This window comes from Sediminibacillus dalangtanensis (genome assembly GCF_017792025.1).
Lineage (GTDB): Bacteria > Bacillota > Bacilli > Bacillales > Amphibacillaceae > Sediminibacillus > Sediminibacillus dalangtanensis.
This window is the reverse complement of record NZ_CP046956.1, coordinates 1,193,159-1,209,039: the sequence shown is the minus strand read 5'-3', so window position 1 is coordinate 1,209,039 and position 15,881 is coordinate 1,193,159. Positions and strand designations below refer to the sequence as shown.

18 protein-coding genes are annotated in these 15,881 nt (G+C 43.7%); 7 read left to right on the top strand and 11 right to left on the bottom strand.

The window, feature by feature from the left end:
• The first annotated feature begins 154 nt into the window (after positions 1–154).
• The 3 genes from ERJ70_RS06115 (at position 155) to ERJ70_RS06105 (ending at position 863) form a co-directional block, all read left to right on the top strand.
• On the top strand, positions 155–322 hold the full coding sequence (locus tag ERJ70_RS06115; RefSeq protein ID WP_209367919.1) for an aspartyl-phosphate phosphatase Spo0E family protein: 168 nt from the start codon (positions 155–157) through the stop codon (positions 320–322).
• A 98-nt stretch (positions 323–420) separates the two neighbouring features.
• Positions 421–660, top strand: a complete 240-nt coding sequence (locus ERJ70_RS06110; RefSeq protein ID WP_209367918.1) for an STAS domain-containing protein — start codon at positions 421–423, stop codon at positions 658–660.
• Between the two features lie 59 nt (positions 661–719).
• Positions 720–863, top strand: coding sequence for a hypothetical protein (locus ERJ70_RS06105; RefSeq protein ID WP_209367916.1), 144 nt, complete (start codon positions 720–722; stop codon positions 861–863).
• Between the two features lie 190 nt (positions 864–1,053).
• Here ERJ70_RS06105 and ERJ70_RS06100 read toward each other — a convergent pair whose 3' ends face one another.
• From ERJ70_RS06100 to ERJ70_RS06090, 3 genes are all read right to left on the bottom strand, one after another.
• Entirely contained in the window at positions 1,054–1,299 is a 246-nt protein-coding gene (locus ERJ70_RS06100) for a hypothetical protein (protein WP_209367914.1), read from the bottom strand.
• A gap of 281 nt (positions 1,300–1,580) precedes the next feature.
• Positions 1,581–2,837, bottom strand: coding sequence for a CYP152 family fatty-acid peroxygenase CypC (gene cypC / locus ERJ70_RS06095; RefSeq protein WP_209367912.1), 1,257 nt, complete (start codon positions 2,835–2,837; stop codon positions 1,581–1,583).
• 187 nt (positions 2,838–3,024) lie between these two features.
• Positions 3,025–3,849 (bottom strand): N-acetylmuramoyl-L-alanine amidase, encoded by an 825-nt coding sequence (locus tag ERJ70_RS06090; protein ID WP_209367910.1) that lies wholly within the window; start codon positions 3,847–3,849, stop codon positions 3,025–3,027.
• Positions 3,850–4,210: 361 nt separating this feature from the next.
• On the opposite strand from ERJ70_RS06090, the gene ERJ70_RS06085 reads away from it, so the two are divergent.
• Positions 4,211–4,771, top strand: a complete 561-nt coding sequence (locus ERJ70_RS06085) for a YkoP family protein (RefSeq protein WP_209367908.1) — start codon at positions 4,211–4,213, stop codon at positions 4,769–4,771.
• A 51-nt stretch (positions 4,772–4,822) separates the two neighbouring features.
• Here the strand turns inward: ERJ70_RS06085 and ERJ70_RS06080 are convergent, their stop codons facing one another.
• Entirely contained in the window at positions 4,823–5,677 is an 855-nt protein-coding gene (locus ERJ70_RS06080; protein ID WP_245208188.1) for a metallophosphoesterase, read from the bottom strand.
• A 151-nt stretch (positions 5,678–5,828) separates the two neighbouring features.
• Here ERJ70_RS06080 and ERJ70_RS06075 point away from each other — a divergent pair, with 151 nt between their 5' ends.
• The 3 genes from ERJ70_RS06075 (at position 5,829) to ERJ70_RS06065 (ending at position 10,543) form a co-directional block, all read left to right on the top strand.
• Entirely contained in the window at positions 5,829–6,926 is a 1,098-nt protein-coding gene (locus tag ERJ70_RS06075) for an MGDG synthase family glycosyltransferase (RefSeq protein ID WP_209367905.1), read from the top strand.
• Positions 6,927–7,058: 132 nt separating this feature from the next.
• Complete coding sequence (locus ERJ70_RS06070; RefSeq protein WP_209367903.1) at positions 7,059–9,044, top strand: methyl-accepting chemotaxis protein; 1,986 nt, start codon at positions 7,059–7,061, stop codon at positions 9,042–9,044.
• Positions 9,045–9,334: 290 nt separating this feature from the next.
• Positions 9,335–10,543, top strand: coding sequence for a S8 family peptidase (locus ERJ70_RS06065; RefSeq protein ID WP_209367902.1), 1,209 nt, complete (start codon positions 9,335–9,337; stop codon positions 10,541–10,543).
• Between the two features lie 175 nt (positions 10,544–10,718).
• On the opposite strand, the gene ERJ70_RS06060 is transcribed toward ERJ70_RS06065, so the two are convergent.
• The 7 genes from ERJ70_RS06060 to ERJ70_RS06030 all read right to left on the bottom strand — a co-directional run bounded on the left by ERJ70_RS06060 (position 10,719) and on the right by ERJ70_RS06030 (position 15,624).
• Positions 10,719–10,958, bottom strand: coding sequence for a MerR family transcriptional regulator (locus tag ERJ70_RS06060; RefSeq protein WP_245208133.1), 240 nt, complete (start codon positions 10,956–10,958; stop codon positions 10,719–10,721).
• A 38-nt stretch (positions 10,959–10,996) separates the two neighbouring features.
• Positions 10,997–11,728 (bottom strand): exonuclease domain-containing protein, encoded by a 732-nt coding sequence (locus ERJ70_RS06055; protein ID WP_209367901.1) that lies wholly within the window; start codon positions 11,726–11,728, stop codon positions 10,997–10,999.
• Positions 11,725–12,687 carry a DUF294 nucleotidyltransferase-like domain-containing protein gene (locus ERJ70_RS06050; protein WP_245208132.1) on the bottom strand — a complete coding sequence of 321 codons (963 nt, stop codon included), beginning with the start codon at positions 12,685–12,687 and terminating at the stop codon, positions 11,725–11,727. Before ERJ70_RS06050 ends, ERJ70_RS06055 begins: the two co-directional genes overlap by 4 nt.
• A 26-nt stretch (positions 12,688–12,713) precedes the next feature.
• On the bottom strand, positions 12,714–13,985 hold the full coding sequence (locus ERJ70_RS06045) for an ammonium transporter (protein ID WP_209367900.1): 1,272 nt from the start codon (positions 13,983–13,985) through the stop codon (positions 12,714–12,716).
• A 483-nt stretch (positions 13,986–14,468) separates the two neighbouring features.
• A complete protein-coding gene (locus ERJ70_RS06040; RefSeq protein ID WP_209367899.1) occupies positions 14,469–15,083 on the bottom strand; it encodes a PH domain-containing protein in 615 nt (204 codons plus the stop codon).
• A 32-nt stretch (positions 15,084–15,115) separates the two neighbouring features.
• Positions 15,116–15,370: a hypothetical protein gene (locus tag ERJ70_RS06035; RefSeq protein ID WP_209367898.1), complete on the bottom strand. Its 255-nt coding sequence runs from the start codon at positions 15,368–15,370 to the stop codon at positions 15,116–15,118.
• Positions 15,371–15,411: 41 nt separating this feature from the next.
• A complete protein-coding gene (locus ERJ70_RS06030) occupies positions 15,412–15,624 on the bottom strand; it encodes a CDGSH iron-sulfur domain-containing protein (protein ID WP_209367897.1) in 213 nt (70 codons plus the stop codon).
• Between the last annotated feature and the right edge of the window lie 257 nt (positions 15,625–15,881).

Sequence of the window (15,881 nt, the reverse complement as noted above, 5' to 3'; positions counted from 1 at the left end):
CCACCTCCATAAAAAGATACTTTCACTATACCATAACCATCAAAATCTGTATTTTTTAACGTTTCCCTATCCTTTTTCTAAAAAATCCCTTATAATGACGTTAATCTGTCCAGAACACACGTTCTGAAAGATAGATAGAAAAGGGGGGATGCACATGAAAGAGATAGAGCTAGTAGAAATGAAAATCGAAACTCTTCGTTGGAAAATGTATCAAGTGTTCACGTGTGATCCACAAAGCCCGGAAATTTTAAAAATATCCCAGACACTGGATGAAGCGTTGAATTTGTTTGATGTTTTAAAAGACCCAAAAGGAACGGAATAAATTCGTGTAATTCTTTACAAAACAGAAATTGTTAAGCATCATGACAAATATAGTAAATTGTGTCATGGTAAAAAGAGAAATGAGATTGGAAGGATGTGTTGAGCTTTCTGCATCATATTCCCGCCACGGTCACGGAACAGGATATCGAGTGGTTGATACTGGATTTTTCTGTCGACATCAACCTCGACACCTATGTTGCCGATAATTTTTTAAAATCAATGAGTTTGTTAGGCATTGAACCAATCATCATCGGATGCGGCAGATTTAGCTCTAGTTGCCACCCAGATTGGAATCAAATTTCCTATCAAGTCCCTTGGCTCTGTATTTTATTGGAGTAAGAGATGGAGAGGAATAGTGAAACGACCATTGATCTAGTAGGAAACAGGAGAGGTGAAAGATGGGCCTAAAATCAAATATCTACAAAATACTTCGGATATGGAATGATATCGACGCTGTCAGAAAAGGGCGTGTCGGTAAAAGAATCGGCAGACGTGCTGCAGGTAAATCAGCCGGTAAAGGAATTAAAAAACTATTTAAATAAAGAAAAAAGAAAACTTGGCCGTCGTCTTGCTGACTTTCCCAGGCTCCCCTGCTCGAGGGGATGTGCCGATACAAGAATGTAATTCTGCCCTACTACTAAAAGGATCAGTTAAAAAGTCACTGATCCCTTTTTTCTGTCTATAACTACTAGAAGAGTTGTCTGTTTCCGCTATCAATCGAACCAACAGCTTTCATCTGGACACGTAATAAGGTTTAGGACTCGTCAAACCAATATCATATACACCTGAAAGGATTTTAGGCAAATAAGAAGAAACATAATATTGTAAAGCTTCATTCTCCTTGTGGATATGGCTTAACCATACCTTCTCTCTGTTCACTTTGGAACCAATAACATATAACAGAATCTCTCCATTTATCTTTTCGGTTCCAATTAATTTGAAACCTTCGCTGCTATGTGGCGGTACTTCCCACTTCATATTAACTCCCCCTTGCATCTACTATACACCGATTCGACAACAATTCAATATTTATTTGAATTTTCAAACATCTGAAAGGTGACGAGTATTACTTCTTACAAAGCTCCCATAGAGTACAAGCTCGAGGAAGTTCACCAGCCGCCCGTGGAAAGCGAAGTACCTTTCCGGAGTGGAAATTTGCACTTTTCATAGGGTAAAACGTTTTGCTTTTTGCTCATCAAAAAAACCGAACGAATCGTTCGGTTTTTATTTTGGTCATGATGCTTTTGTCCCAGGCTCTTTTATCTTCTACTGGTTACATTTGTGATGACGAACCTGCTTTTTGGCAAGGTCGGCATCCTGGCCATATCAATGCTCTTATCCTGTGGGGGAACTTCATAATCAATCATCGTCAGAAAAGCCAGGCTGGTTTTCATGACTTCAATAGTGACCCATTCGCCGGCACAGCGATGTCCCATATCGTATTCCCCACCGCCTTGCGGGATAAAATCGAAGGGGCTCCCTTTCCAGTGGCGAAAACGTTCTGGCCGGAATTGTTCCGGCTCTTCCCAAATCTCCGGATGGTGATTTGTGCCATAAAGATCAAGCAGGACAAGTGTGCCTTTTTTGAATGCATGTCCTTTCCAAGTAAAATTCCGACGTACTCTTGCTCCTGTAAATGGACCGAATGGATAAAAACGCCGAATTTCCTGTACAAACCATTTCCGGTAACTTTCTCTATCTTTTTTCACCTTTTCCCGAACTTCCGGATGGTCATGCATTGCCATGGCACCAAAAGTAATGAACCGGGAAATAGCAACAATCGGACGGATGATGTTCAGTAATTCCACCGCTGCCATTTGCGTACTTAACCTTCTATTGTTTAAATCTAGGTGAAAAGCCATCGCATAAGCAGCCGATTCCTCAGGCGGCTCTAATTTCCCGTTACGTACATCCGTTACGATCTGACGAGCCCATTGTTCCATGCGCGTCCGTGCCCTGCGTCCCTTTTGATAACGGGGACCGACGGCTCCAAATGCATCGATCATCGCGCCAAGGTCGCCAGCATGCTGCTCCACTTGCTTCTCTTTCACCGGCACACCAGCCCATTTACAACCAATCCGGTACATGATTTGTCTGGCTTCCTCTAAAAGAACTACTTTGTCCTGCTTTTCCCATTCACTGATGCTCGCCTGCCATTGTTCTGCAGTAATATCGTTCAATACCTTCAATCTTTTTTCTGTCATCAGCGACATAAACAATTGTTTTCGATGATGATGGGCAGCTCCATCCATTGTTTGGACACCATTCACACCAAATAACGTCTTTTGTACTCGTTTTGGTGCAGCTCCCTTCCGTTGAAAACGGTCGTTATCATAAAAAATCTCTGCAGCCTCTTCGCCGCCCATGCAAATCGCTTTTTGTCCCAGCAGTCGTGTTTCAAAAATGTTTGATTGAAACCGACGACATCTGTTCGGTATATAAAGGTATCCCTCTTGCATGAGCGACAGGCTGTTATCCAACCCTTTTTCCCGAGGTATGCGAGTGTCTCTGGCCATGGTAACATCTCCTTTTAAGGGCAGTTCCCAGTTAATTATTGGAATCTATGTAGTTTTTTATTCTGATTCCCGGGTTCTGTTGTTATCAAACAATAGCATCTCCAGACTGGGCTTGAATATGTAATAACTGGCAAAGAAGAAAAAAGAAAGGCTGCCAAGATTTCTCTCGGCAGCCCGAAATAACGTATTACCGCGTATATACTCGCACATATGTCGGATTGGCAGTGATATACAACCCGCTTTTGATTTGATACATATAGCCGCCATCCACATAGAAACGATCGCGAATGACGGTAAACACTTCACCGCGGCTGACAATGACCGCCCTGTCATTCCAATTCGCTGTATTATATGTCCATAAAGAATCAGCAAGAATCTCAATATATTGTTGTCCGGTATTGCCGCCCCCGTCATCTTCAAAGCTGATGCCGAAGAATCGACAAATAGCCTTAGCATGAATCCGGGCGATGTTGGCCACATAGGTCGATTGTCCAGAACCGAAAATCCGCTGAAAATCAGTATTATTCGTCATAAATCCGTTTTCTGTCAGAACGGCAGTCATGTTGGTTTCCCGACAAATATGCAGATTCGTCCAACTGCCCGGCTGACTGGCATGAAGACCGGTTCCATGCGTGCTGTAACCGGCATTTCGCACTTCTTCGACATATAATTCTGCCAGCCGGCGTGCTTCGCTCGCTGTGTACCAGTAAAAGGCACAACGCCCTTCCGCGCTGGTTGAAGAACTTGCATTCGCATGAATCGACCAGACCAAATCGACATTCTGGGCATTATAGTAATTTGTCCGTTGGGTCAAGCCGACCTCAGGTGAAAACGGCTGCTGATAAAGCAATGTGTCGATCCCGTTACTGCGGAGCAGTCGGTCCAGTTCCTGTGCAACCAGAGAATTGAAGTCATGCTCTTCATAGACGACCCCGTTGCGAATAACCCCTTTTCCTCCGCCATTTTCCCATGTGTTTGATCCATGGCCAATATCAATCGCTACTCGTACCATCTATACCAGCTCCTTCATAAATGATTGGGAACAAGAGGTCGGCATCATACAGCAGACTGTCGAAGCGGCGCCGAACCTTCGACAATTTGAGTGGTTATCCAACCGCTTGTTACTAAATAAAGAAGACAGGCATGTCAATTTAACAACCTATTACTAATTTTTTTCTTCTCGCAAGGTCCAATATTCGTTAAAAGCCGACGCAAGACAATCGATTACGATTCATTCAGTAGATGAAACTAGGCATATTCCACTTCAGAGCCATTTACAAAAGGGAATTTATGCTAACGCCACGGAAAGTAAATAATATCTGTTTTTTTCTCCAAAATAAATATGGCTATCCTAACGAAAGGAATGAAAAAAAGTGAGAAGGAACCTTATTCAGTTCTGGACTTATTCAGATCCCATTTACTTTCAATGCACCCGGCTCACCTATATTAAAGAAAGTACCAACGACTTCCAAAATATTTTCAGGGTGCGGCTCACTTCTTACCAGGGGAAAGATATTACACTGGCAGACGGCACTTCCATCACCAAAAATGATACATTGATCAAAATCCATCTTCACAACATCCGGTTAATCAATGAAACATATGATATTTCGAGCGAAATCCGAAAAGGACGACACATTTATCAAACGGTACAAGCCTCGCTTCCCGGATTGGCAGCCTATGTAAGAGACCATGTTAAGCATGAGCAAATAAAAGGCATCATCGGGATTACCGTACTGAATCACAAAATCTGCCGAAGACTCGGCTTTGAAACCTATGCTATCTCCAATCCAGCTTACAAATGGTTCAAGCAAGTTATTTTCTCGACCATCAATAAACTTGCGACGAACACTTCCAGCCTTCATAAACTCAAACAGGAACCAATGTATTTATTTATGTCCAAACAAAAATTGCTGAGTGCCTACAAAAAATAATCCCTATAAAAGACAAAAAGCCAACCATGCTGGTTAACAGCTAGTTGGCTTTTAGCCTACCGCTTTCTCCTGGATAGCTTTCAACCCTGATTGTACCCGGTGAATGGTAATTTCCGGCCGGCTTCCGATCCGAATATTCAAGCCTGTCTGGCCAAGACCTTCACTAATGTAAAACTTCCTACCGTGGTGCTGGTGTAAACCCTTAATCATATTCATCCTGACCAGTTTTCCCATTTTCACCAAATGGTAAGCTTTTGGATAAAGAATTTGGCCGCCATGAAAATGACCGGATAACAGATAATCATAAGCATAATCCTCCATTTCCAACACGACGTTCGGATCATGGGTCAAAACAAGTCGATACCCGTCTCCTATCCCTTTAAAGGACGGCGAAAGTTCGCTATGACCTGTACCATAGTCATCAATTCCTATTATATGAAGTGGATGCTCATCTAAAAATATGGTTCTGTTTTCATTCTGAAGCACTGTACAGTCATTCGCTTCCAGAACCTCTCGTAAATCCTGAAAACTTTCCTTATTCAGTACATAATCGTGGTTTCCAAAGACAGCATACATTCCGTAAGTAGGCTTCAGATGATTCAACTTTTGCAAATATGGTTCCAATTTGGGAATTGTACGTTTTCTGTCGAGAAAATCTCCTGTGAGAGCAATCAAATCAATCGGTTCATCTTTTAATTTTTCGTAGAGCTGCTGGGGAGAAATCGATATATTTTCCAAGTGCAAATCTGACAGATGCAAAATCTGCAGCGGGGATTCCTGTTTAGTATTATGGGCTGATCCGAGATCCAACGTATTGATTACAACATGCTTCGTGTTCTGGTAAGCTTTCATTCCAATCGCGGTCAAAAGAGTCACCACGGCTATCAATAATAGTAACATCGTCAGCACCTCCGCCCTCCATTATACAGGAATTCGGTAGGACGCTGGACTAGTAATTACTGGTTTCGCTGCCAGAGAGATACTCATCACGAGACGAAGAAAAATTACTATTTTCGCCCATACTAATCCATAGGATAAAAAATGGAGGGAATCCGATGTGAAAAAGCTTCTCTTTTTGCCATTTTTACAGCTTTCATCAGGACATCACCAAGTAGCCGATACAATCATCGACCATATGCTGGATCTCGATAACCGATTTATTTGCAAGAAAATAGATCCTCTTGCCTATACTTTCGGTAAACTGGAAAACCTCATTTCTGGAACCTATCTAAAATGGATTCAATATTTGCCGCAAACCTACAGTTGGCTGTACCAGAAATCGGTATATGACGAGCCAATTGCCCAAAAAAATTTTCCTTTATATGACTTCCTGTTCACCAAAGCATTCAAAACGCTTTTGGAAGAGGAACAACCAGATGCTGTCATTTGTACACATTCCCTCCCCTCTTACATTATCGGACGCTTGAAACAGAAGGAACACCTGGATGTTCCACTCATCAATGTTTATACCGATTTTTTCGCTCACCATATGTGGGCAAAGAAAGATGCAGATATGCATTTTGTTTCCTCTCGTATTTTCAAGGATGACTTGGTTAAAAAAGGAGCGCATCCCGATACCATCTTCCTAACAGGAATTCCCATCCACAAGGCGATCAAGCCTTCCCCGTTCCGATTGCCCGACCAGGGCAAACCGACTCTGTTGATTAGTGGAGGAAGTTTGGGGGTCGGCGGCTTAAAACGGCTGATTGGGGATATGAAAGTACATAATTGTACCTGTTATGTCCTTTGCGGAAAAAATCAAAAATTGTACACGAGCTTACAAAATGAGCATTCCGTATCTATTAGACCGCTAAAATATATCGAGTCCCGAGAACAAATGAATGAAATATACGACCAAGTCGATGCCGTCGTCAGCAAGCCGGGCGGCGTTACGATCAGCGAGTGTATTAGAAAGCAAAAACCGGTCTTTATCTATCATGCTTTACCAGGACAAGAAGAGATCAACCTAAAACTGATCAAACAACTTGGCATCGCCATAGACAGCGTCGGGATGCAAAATCTGGAACAGCGGATCATCCGCTTTTTCGCCGATGACATGCAAGCACCCCGTTTAGAAGCAAGTCTTGCTGCCTACCATCGCGACCTCTCTCTTGACGCATCCTCTTTGCTGTATCAGCAGTTGAACAGCCTGTAAAACAAATGAAAAATTGTTTGAAGAAAATGGTCTCCCCCTATTAAGATGTTGTAAATTAAGACGATATAATCAGAGCGGGCAAAAAACAAAAACAAAATGTTTAATTTTGCAACATGAACAGGGGGAAAACAAATGAAAAAGAAAAACATTAGCAATCGGTCCGTTAGTTTAAAAAATAGATTGATCATTGCTTTTCTAGGAGTGCTTTTAATTCCGAGTATCATCATCGCAATCAGCTCTTACATGAGCGCCGCAAACAAAGTGGAAAGCCAAATGGTACAAAACGCAGAAAAGAATGTCGATCTTGTCAGTCAGACGGTAGACCAATTCGTATCCGCCCAGCAGGAAAACATCGATTACTTATCCAACGCGATTCAAGCTGCCGACATTGAAAACGACAGTGATGCCCGAACTCGCGAATTACTGGATACCATCCAGGATTCCAAGGCAGACGTGGAGCAGACTTTTATTGGTACCGAGACAGGACAATTCATGAATTCACCGACATCCTTCAAAAATCCGCCTGACTACGATCCGCGCGAACGACCGTGGTACCAGCAGGCAATGGAGGACAAGGGCAATGTCATCGTGACCGATCCATACGTTTCAAAGTCTTCCGAGCAGGTAGTGGTGACATTGGCAAAGGCAACTGCCGATAACCAGGGTGTCGTAGCAGTCAATCTGGAACTGGGCAGTCTTACCGATATGACAAACCAGGTCTCGATTGGAAAAGAAGGCTACTTATTTTTACTGGATGGCACCAACCATTATATTAGCCATCCGACCAATGAAGCGGGTTCTGAAGCAACGGAAGATTTTTTCCAAGATATCCAGGCTAATGAATCAGGGAGTTTTGATTATAGTTTCGAAGGGGAACAGAAGAAGCTTGCCTTTGCGACAAGTGACGTGACAGGCTGGAAAGTGGTCGGCACCATGTACCAGAGCGAAGTCACATCTGCAGTAATGCCAATCCTGATTACTACCATCATCGTCATCGCCATCGCAATCTTACTCGGAGGAGCAGTCATTTTCTTTATTATTCGCTCCATTAATAAACCGATCAGCGATCTTGTCAACGCAGCGGATCGTATCAGTGACGGAGACCTCAGTGTCAATGTCGATGTCCAGCGCAATGATGAACTAGGTAAACTTGGCGAAGCGTTCAACAAAATGCGTGACAACCTTAGCAATGTCATCTTACAAGTCCGTGAAAAAGCTAGCGGCCTGGCAGCTTCTTCTGAGCAGTTGAACGCCAGCACGGAACAAAACACGTCCGCCACCGAGCAGATTTCTTCCTCCATCCAGGAAGTGGCTTCCGGAATGGACAGCCAATCTTCACGGATTGTCGAAAGTACGCAAATGGCAGAGGAAATGTCCAAATCGATCCAGCAAATTGCAGAGAGCTCAAATGAAGTCTCGTCTACGACAGCCAGTGCTTCTTCTGCTGTTAAAGAAGGAAACAAAGCAATCGAAACTACTGTCGGGCAAATGGAATATATCAAGCAAACAGTCAACGAACTATCCGGCAGTATTCAAGGGCTTGGCAGTCATTCCAAGGAAATCAGCAAAATTGTCGATGTCATCACCGATATCGCCGAACAAACCAATCTGCTGGCATTAAATGCTGCTATTGAAGCAGCACGGGCCGGCGAACACGGCAAAGGATTTGCGGTCGTTGCTGATGAAGTGCGGAAATTAGCTGAACAATCGGCACAATCGACAGACCAAATCCGTCAAATGATCGGGACGATTCAAACGGAAACATCGAATGCGGTGGAATCAATGAAATCTGGTACGGAGGAAGTGGAAAAAGGAATTACCGTCGTTCACCATGCTGGCGAATCCTTCACTGAAATTACTGGGTTTGTCACCACTGTTTCCCAGCAAATCGAACAAGTAACTTCTAAAATCCAGGAAATCGCTTCTGGTACAGAGCAATTTGTCAGCACATTTGAAGAAGTAGCCAAGGTTGCAGATTTCACTTCAGACGGTGCCCAAAATGTGTCTGCTTCGACAGAAGAACAGCTGGCATCCATGGAGGAGATCAGCGGATCCGCCACTTCCCTGTCACAAATGGCAGAAGAACTGCAAGACCTGGTCAAACAATTCAAAATTTAAAAAGCACTAGCTTTTCACCCTGTGTATCCCTCATACGCAGGGTTTTTCTTTGTTTTTCAATCAGTATAGCTATATCCCCGTTTATCCCTCCTTTACTACCTTAAACTTTCCTCTTTTACTGCAGAAAAAATCACGAACCGGGGCTTTTGGCATATGTTTGCCCCAGGAAACATACTGTTTAAACACTTCCTTTATCCAAGTAAATTTATAGGATTTTCCCAACCTTATTTTAGCAGGTATTCCTATTAATTCGCAGAATTGGTAGATAAATCTTTTAAAGGAGGAATTGTATGAAAAGTTCATTGTTTGCCGGTTTGTCACTTGTTGTCTCTTTGGCCATTTTTCCATCGCTGACTGACGCAGCATCCGCTGCCGATCAGCTGGAAAAATCAAAAGAAGCCCCAGCTCCGGTAGCATCTGTCGAGAAAGGGAGTTACCAAAAAGGCGAGGTGGTCGTCAAATTTAAGGAGAAAGCAGGAAAATCCTTGCAGAGCCAGGCACTAAAGAGTCTGGATGCAAAAGTCCTTCCTGACGAAGATAAGGTGGACTCCCCTTTCAAAGTGCTGCAAGTCGGCAATGTCGAAGCAGTCGTCAAGGCACTCGAGAAAAACCCGAATGTGGAGTATGCGGAGCCAAATTACACCTTTAGTGCGACCTGGACACCGAATGATACGTATTATCGCAATTATCAATACGGACCACAGAATACCTCCACCGACAGAGCATGGGATGTAACGAGAGGTAGCAGCGGCCAGGAAATAGCTGTTTTGGATACAGGCGTCGATTACAACCATACCGATTTGGACAGCAAAACGATTAGAGGATATGATTTCGTCGACAACGATTACACGCCAATGGACTTGAACGGCCACGGCACGCATGTTGCAGGTACCGCCGCTGCTGAAACAAACAACGGAGCCGGTATCGCTGGTATGGCGCCAAATACATCCATTCTTGCCGTCCGTGTTCTCGATGCCAACGGAAGTGGTTCGCTAGCTGACATCGCAGATGGCATTCGCTATGCTGCCGATTATGGCGCAGAAGTCATCAACTTATCGCTGGGATGCAACTGTGATACACAAACATTGGAAAATGCAGTGAATTATGCTTGGAACAAAGGAACAGTTGTTGTTGCAGCAGCTGGAAACGATGGCGTCTCCACTACTTTTGAACCTGCTTCTTACAATAATGTCATCGCGGTCGGAGCGGTCGACCGAAACGATCAGAAGGCATCCTTCTCCAATTACGGAACCTGGGTGGATGTAACCGCACCAGGGGTTGATATTGCCGCCACTGTTCCTAACAATGGATATGCTTACATGTCCGGAACTTCGATGGCCTCCCCTCACGTGGCTGGTCTTGCCGGGTTACTGGCTGGACAAGGAAGAAACAATGCCCAGATCCGGCAGGCCATCGAACAGACAGCTGATCCGATCAGCGGAACCGGTTACTATTTCGAGCATGGCAGAATCAATTCCTATGATGCTGTTAATTATTAATCAAAAGAATCACAAAACCGAACCTGCTCCCCCCCACGACCATTAAGGCAGGATAGAAAAAGGCTTATGACTGTGTACAAGCAGTCATAAGCCTTTTCGTTTTCAACCAAAGTCTGTCTCCGTCTCTATTCTTCCACTTCTTTCAAAAGCACTAAAATAAGCTATCCGTTTCTTATCAAGATTTAAGCATTGCCTTAATTCCGGCAATATTGATCCCTTTATCGATTAGTTCCTTCACTTTTTTCAGCCTGTTAATGTCCTTCATGGTATATACTCTTCTATTTGCCTCATTTCTGGCAGGCTTAATCAGCCCGTGTTTTTCATAATAACGAATTTGCCTGGCGGACAGACTTGTTAGATCCTTTACTACACGCATCGGGAAAGCAGCTACATCGTCAGGAATGTCGTGGTTCAACCCCTTCCCCTCCTTTTATTTTCTCTCAAAAGGTGGTCTCATTTGGATGCCACGTGTGCATATACTTCCTTTAGGTTGGTAAATCCTTGTTTTTGAATCGCTTCTATACCTGCTGCCCAGAGGCGGGCGGCGGCCATGGCATCATGGAGCGCATGGTGTCGATGTTCAATTTCAATTCCGAAATGGGCACAGCATTCATCCAATGTTACCAAATGTGCCTCTGGTTCCACTGTTTTCGTCAAAAACGATGTATCGATTATCCGGTGTTGAAAGTTCATACGAAGCGACATCCAGGTTGCATGCTTCATAAACTGTTTTTCATGATTGGCATGATGTGCCACTAACGGATCAGCTTTGATAAACTGATAAAATCCTCTTAAAACATCGTGAATGGTATCTGCTTCTGCAAGCACCTCATCGGTCAGCCCGGTAAGATTCGCCACTTCTTCAGTCAGAGGCGTTTCACAATGTACAGGTGCATAAAACGTTTCATTGTCGATTAGCTGACTACCTCGCATCTTCACAGCACCGATGGAAAGGATTTGATCCCCTTTATACGGAAAAAAACCAGTCGTTTCCAAGTCAAAGACAACCACACTTAATTCAGACAAAGGGACTTCAAGTACATCTTTGTTTTTCAACTCGCGCTGCAATTCTCGCATGTAAGCCATTTTTCCCGGGTCTGTCTGATTCGGAAGCGCGGCATAAGGACTTGCCCCAAGCTTACCCGACATCTGTTTTACAAATTGAATCATTTGATCCATGATCATTTTGGACACGCTTCTTCTATTTTGGTTTTCGTTTTGGAAAAAAGCTTATATCCTTTTCTCATCATGCTTTTTAACTCCTGTTTTTCCTGCTTGTTTAAATCCTGAATCGGAATAAGGTGTACTTCCTTGTACGTCTTTGCCTCTCTGCGAAATTTCAGGCGGAATTCCAGAAGTGCTTTGAAGTCTTTTTCATATGTCTGCAAGGAATGATATTCTTCTGGCAGCTGCCTGAATCTTGATAAGGTGGAAGGAGCGAAAATCTTATTCTTTAAAGCCAGAAGCCTAAGTGCGTTGACATACGGAAAAAATGCCTTCTGTTTTAAATGGATGGTACCGGACTGCTCCCCTTGCTGTTCAGGAAGCAACTGTCCAAATATACCGATTCCTTTTTTGTAAAAATCCACGTTGTCAATCAGACGTTGATAAAGGGCGGGCTGCTTTTCAAGGATGGAAAAAGCGGTTTTTTTCAGCTCCGTCAAATAGCCAGCATCCCCTATCAATACCCTCGAATCGAAAAAAGTAGAGAAATGACGCAAGGACTGCCAGCTGGCTTCTGTCATCCAGTCTGTTATTTGCTGATGCCAGTCTTCCACTGACTTGCACCACAGCGGATTGGAAGCCATTACTTCTCCATCGCATCGCTCATAACCAACCAATTCCAATGCGTCCGTTATTTCAGTTCCTGCCCTTAAAAAATAAGACTTACATGTATCATCCCCAGCAAAAATAATACCGTGGTCTTGATCGCTCCATACTGATTGTTCAAACCTGCCGGCACTACCCATTAAAAAGAAAGCAAAGGGAGCAGGGGGATCCCCCAGCTCTCCTCTGACTTTTTCCATTGCAAATTGTACGGTTTGTGCCATCAGCTGATCATGGTATGCATTCAGTTTTTGATGATTTACCGCAGCCGCCGGAAGGCACTTACGATTAACCTTCATTTCCCGATAGGTTTTCACAACCGAATCCACCCTTTTAGACAACGTTACGCTCCAGTTGCTTTTGTATTTTTATCTGTCTGTGGCAAGTTTTCAGGATAACCATAGCTGCCATGCTCGCTCAAGTCAAGGCCGACAATTTCTTCTTCTTCCGAAACGCGGAGACCGCCCATGGCTTTATCCATGATTTTTAACAGGATGAAGGCAACCACAAAGGCATACAGTCCACTTGTAACAACCCCCATGATTTGGACTCCCAGCTGTTCAAAGCCGCCGCCATAGAATAACCCTGGACGACCGACACTTGCCAGTTCCGGCGTCGCGAATAAACCATTGGACAACGTTCCCCATACACCAACTGTACCGTGGACAGACAATGCGAAGATTGGGTCGTCGATTTTTGCTTTATCGAAAAACTTCATGCTCAAGAAAACAATCAATCCGCCGATAAATCCGATGACGACCGCTGCCCAAGGTTCCACGAATGCACAAGATGCCGTGATGGCAACAAGGCCTGCGAGTGCACCATTCAAGGTGGTAGGCACATCCGCTTTTCCTGTGACTGCCCATACGATAAGCATTGCACCGATAGCACCGGCACCTGCAGCCAATTGCGTATTCAATGCTACATAACCGAAGAATGCATCTGCTACTTCCAGTGTACTACCTGCGTTGAATCCAAACCAGCCGATCCAGAGAATCAATACGCCTAAAGCGGTATAAACCTGATTATGTCCGGCAATATCATTAGAAGAACCATTTTTGTTATACTTACCGATTCTTGGCTTCAAAATAATGGTTGCAGCAAGTGCAGCCATCGCGCCAGTCAAATGGACAACTGTCGATCCGGCAAAATCCTGTTTCCCATGATCCGCCAGCCAGCCGCCGCCCCAAATCCAGTGGGCAACGACCGGGTAAACAAGCGCCGAGAACAGAACAGCAAATACTACATAAGCAGATAATTTCGCTCTTTCCGCAAACCCGCCAAAAGCAACAGTCATTGCGATACAAGCAAATGCCATTTGGAAGAAGAAGTCGGTAGAACCGGCTAATCCCTCGCCCATGGTAGTGGCATCACCAAAAAAGAAATCGCCAAATCCGATTAAAGTTCCCTCACTTCCATAGATGAAGCCCCAGCCGACAGCCCAGAATACCAACGAGGTGATTCCGACAGTGAATACTGTCTTTCCTGCAATATGACCGGCATTCTTCATCCGGGTCGAGCCTGCTTCCAGTAAGATAAACCCTCCAAGCATTAAAAACACGAGTACTCCGCTAACCATGATCCAAACATTATTCATTAAAAAAATAGGATCCATAAGTTCTCCTCCCCTTATATGTGATGTCTGTTAACATCAAATGTTAAGTATAAAGTTAACAGTATCAAAATTTTCGCGCAATTCCATTGTAAGATTATCTGACAAGGTTTTTCAGGAAAGGGCTTCCATTTTTTGAAGCGTTATACCCGTGTTCCCTAACTTTTCGCAACCGCTGTGTGCCTTTGGTAGAGGGTTTTTCTTCCTGTGACACCTGAAAGCTTCGGCAGCGACTTATCGCTCCCAGCAAATAGCTCTTTAATTCCTATAGATGCCCCTATATCCGCAAAAAGCTATGAATAAGATGAAACAATCACACGGACAAGCTAACAGTCTCGGCGTGGTGCTTTTTGCTCACAGAGGGTGGGCTTAATGCCTCGAGGGGGTAGGCGCTGGAGCTAAACATCTCTGAAATTTATGCTTTCTTATCTTTTAAAAAAAGGGCTGCACAAAAGTCGTTAACCGACTTATGTACAGCCCTTTTCCTCATTGATTGATAAACAGCTCAAAAACTTCTCCGTAGTCCTTTCTTGTATAAAGTTGCTTTTGTTTTTTCAGCCAGTCAAATGCTGCGTTATTGATATCGTTGAATTCTTCCGATATACGAGCCTCACTGCTTCTGCTTTGGTTAAGCGTCGCAGAAGCCAGTTCCAAACTTTGCTTCGCATAATCCAGGTACTGTTGGTTGTCCTCCGTGATTTCTTCCATTTTGAGAAGTGTCTTGTATAAATCCTTGATTTCAGCGATGAATTTTTTATGTACATCGATCGAAAATGCAGTCCCGCCCAGCGTGAACTTGATTTCTACATCTAAATCGATTGTACCGGCTGTTTCAAGCGCGACGTTCGAGACATCCTTTGCATAGTAGCTATATCGATGCAATGTCTTCTTCTTGCTGGTGGCGCTCGTACCATCTAAGTGAATCAACGCTTTGTTTGTGAAACAATACTCATCTGACTTCGATTTGATCAGAAAGTAAATTTTTTCTCCATCTTCATGCATGACATAGTCGTCAGCATCCGTTTTATCATAATCTTCCGGTGTGATCACACTCCCGATATCACTTAATCCAAGCGCATCTGAAGCTACCTTTTTAAACATTTTCTACTCCTCCTTCATTTAGCAAATCTCCGTTATTGAGAATCGACTATGAACCAAAACAACACAAAGAACGCGAACAGAATCAAAATAACACCAATAATGATAACGATAGTCAGAATCCAGCCAATCACTTTCCTTCCTGTCTGGATCCAATAGATTCCAAGCGTCAACAAACTGAATATAAAGCCGAGAACTCCCCATAAAACCGGACTCTTTCCATGCTTAGGCGCGTCGACCACCAAGTAGATGGTAACCGCAATCGAAATGATCAATCCGATAAATTCCATAACCGCTCCCCCTATTACTTTTTCACATGCTCAATTATCTCTTAGTCATGTACCCGCGTTTTGCTTTCGAAGCCAATTTTCTTATGAGTACCGTCGCAGAACGGCTTATTGCTGGAAGCACCGCATCTGCATAAAGAAAAAGCAGGTTTTGTTTCATATACATTTCCATCTGCATCCAACAATTCTACATCCCCTTTGACTAGGATGGAACCATTATCCCTCACTTGAATAATCGCTTTTTGTTTTTCGCTCATCTTCATCTCCCCTCCTCTAAAATTGTACTGATTGCCGGATAGACTGTCCAGCCTTCCTCCAGATTGTCCTTCAAGATTGGCTTTTTCCCTATAGTAGATTCCAATTCGGAAGGAAACATGACTGTACAGCATAAAGTTTTGGCAGAAACTGAAAGTTCGGCTGTTTGCTAGATCGGGTATACAATTAAAGGTCTTTATTTCTTCGGATGAAGCAGTTCAAAAAAAGAAGAACTATGTACGATTTATTGAAAGTGAGG

Coding starts and splice junctions, on each gene's coding strand:
- ERJ70_RS06115 (WP_209367919.1), top strand. CDS start 155: ATGAAAGAGATAGAGCTAGTAGAAATGAAAATCGAAACTCTTCGTTGG.
- ERJ70_RS06105 (WP_209367916.1), top strand. CDS start 720: ATGGGCCTAAAATCAAATATCTACAAAATACTTCGGATATGGAATGAT.
- ERJ70_RS06100 (WP_209367914.1), bottom strand. CDS start 1,299: ATGAAGTGGGAAGTACCGCCACATAGCAGCGAAGGTTTCAAATTAATT.
- cypC (WP_209367912.1), bottom strand. CDS start 2,837: ATGGCCAGAGACACTCGCATACCTCGGGAAAAAGGGTTGGATAACAGC.
- ERJ70_RS06090 (WP_209367910.1), bottom strand. CDS start 3,849: ATGGTACGAGTAGCGATTGATATTGGCCATGGATCAAACACATGGGAA.
- ERJ70_RS06070 (WP_209367903.1), top strand. CDS start 7,059: ATGAAAAAGAAAAACATTAGCAATCGGTCCGTTAGTTTAAAAAATAGA.
- ERJ70_RS06065 (WP_209367902.1), top strand. CDS start 9,335: ATGAAAAGTTCATTGTTTGCCGGTTTGTCACTTGTTGTCTCTTTGGCC.
- ERJ70_RS06055 (WP_209367901.1), bottom strand. CDS start 11,728: ATGATCATGGATCAAATGATTCAATTTGTAAAACAGATGTCGGGTAAG.
- ERJ70_RS06045 (WP_209367900.1), bottom strand. CDS start 13,985: ATGGATCCTATTTTTTTAATGAATAATGTTTGGATCATGGTTAGCGGA.
- ERJ70_RS06040 (WP_209367899.1), bottom strand. CDS start 15,083: ATGTTTAAAAAGGTAGCTTCAGATGCGCTTGGATTAAGTGATATCGGG.
- ERJ70_RS06035 (WP_209367898.1), bottom strand. CDS start 15,370: ATGGAATTTATCGGATTGATCATTTCGATTGCGGTTACCATCTACTTG.
- ERJ70_RS06030 (WP_209367897.1), bottom strand. CDS start 15,624: ATGAGCGAAAAACAAAAAGCGATTATTCAAGTGAGGGATAATGGTTCC.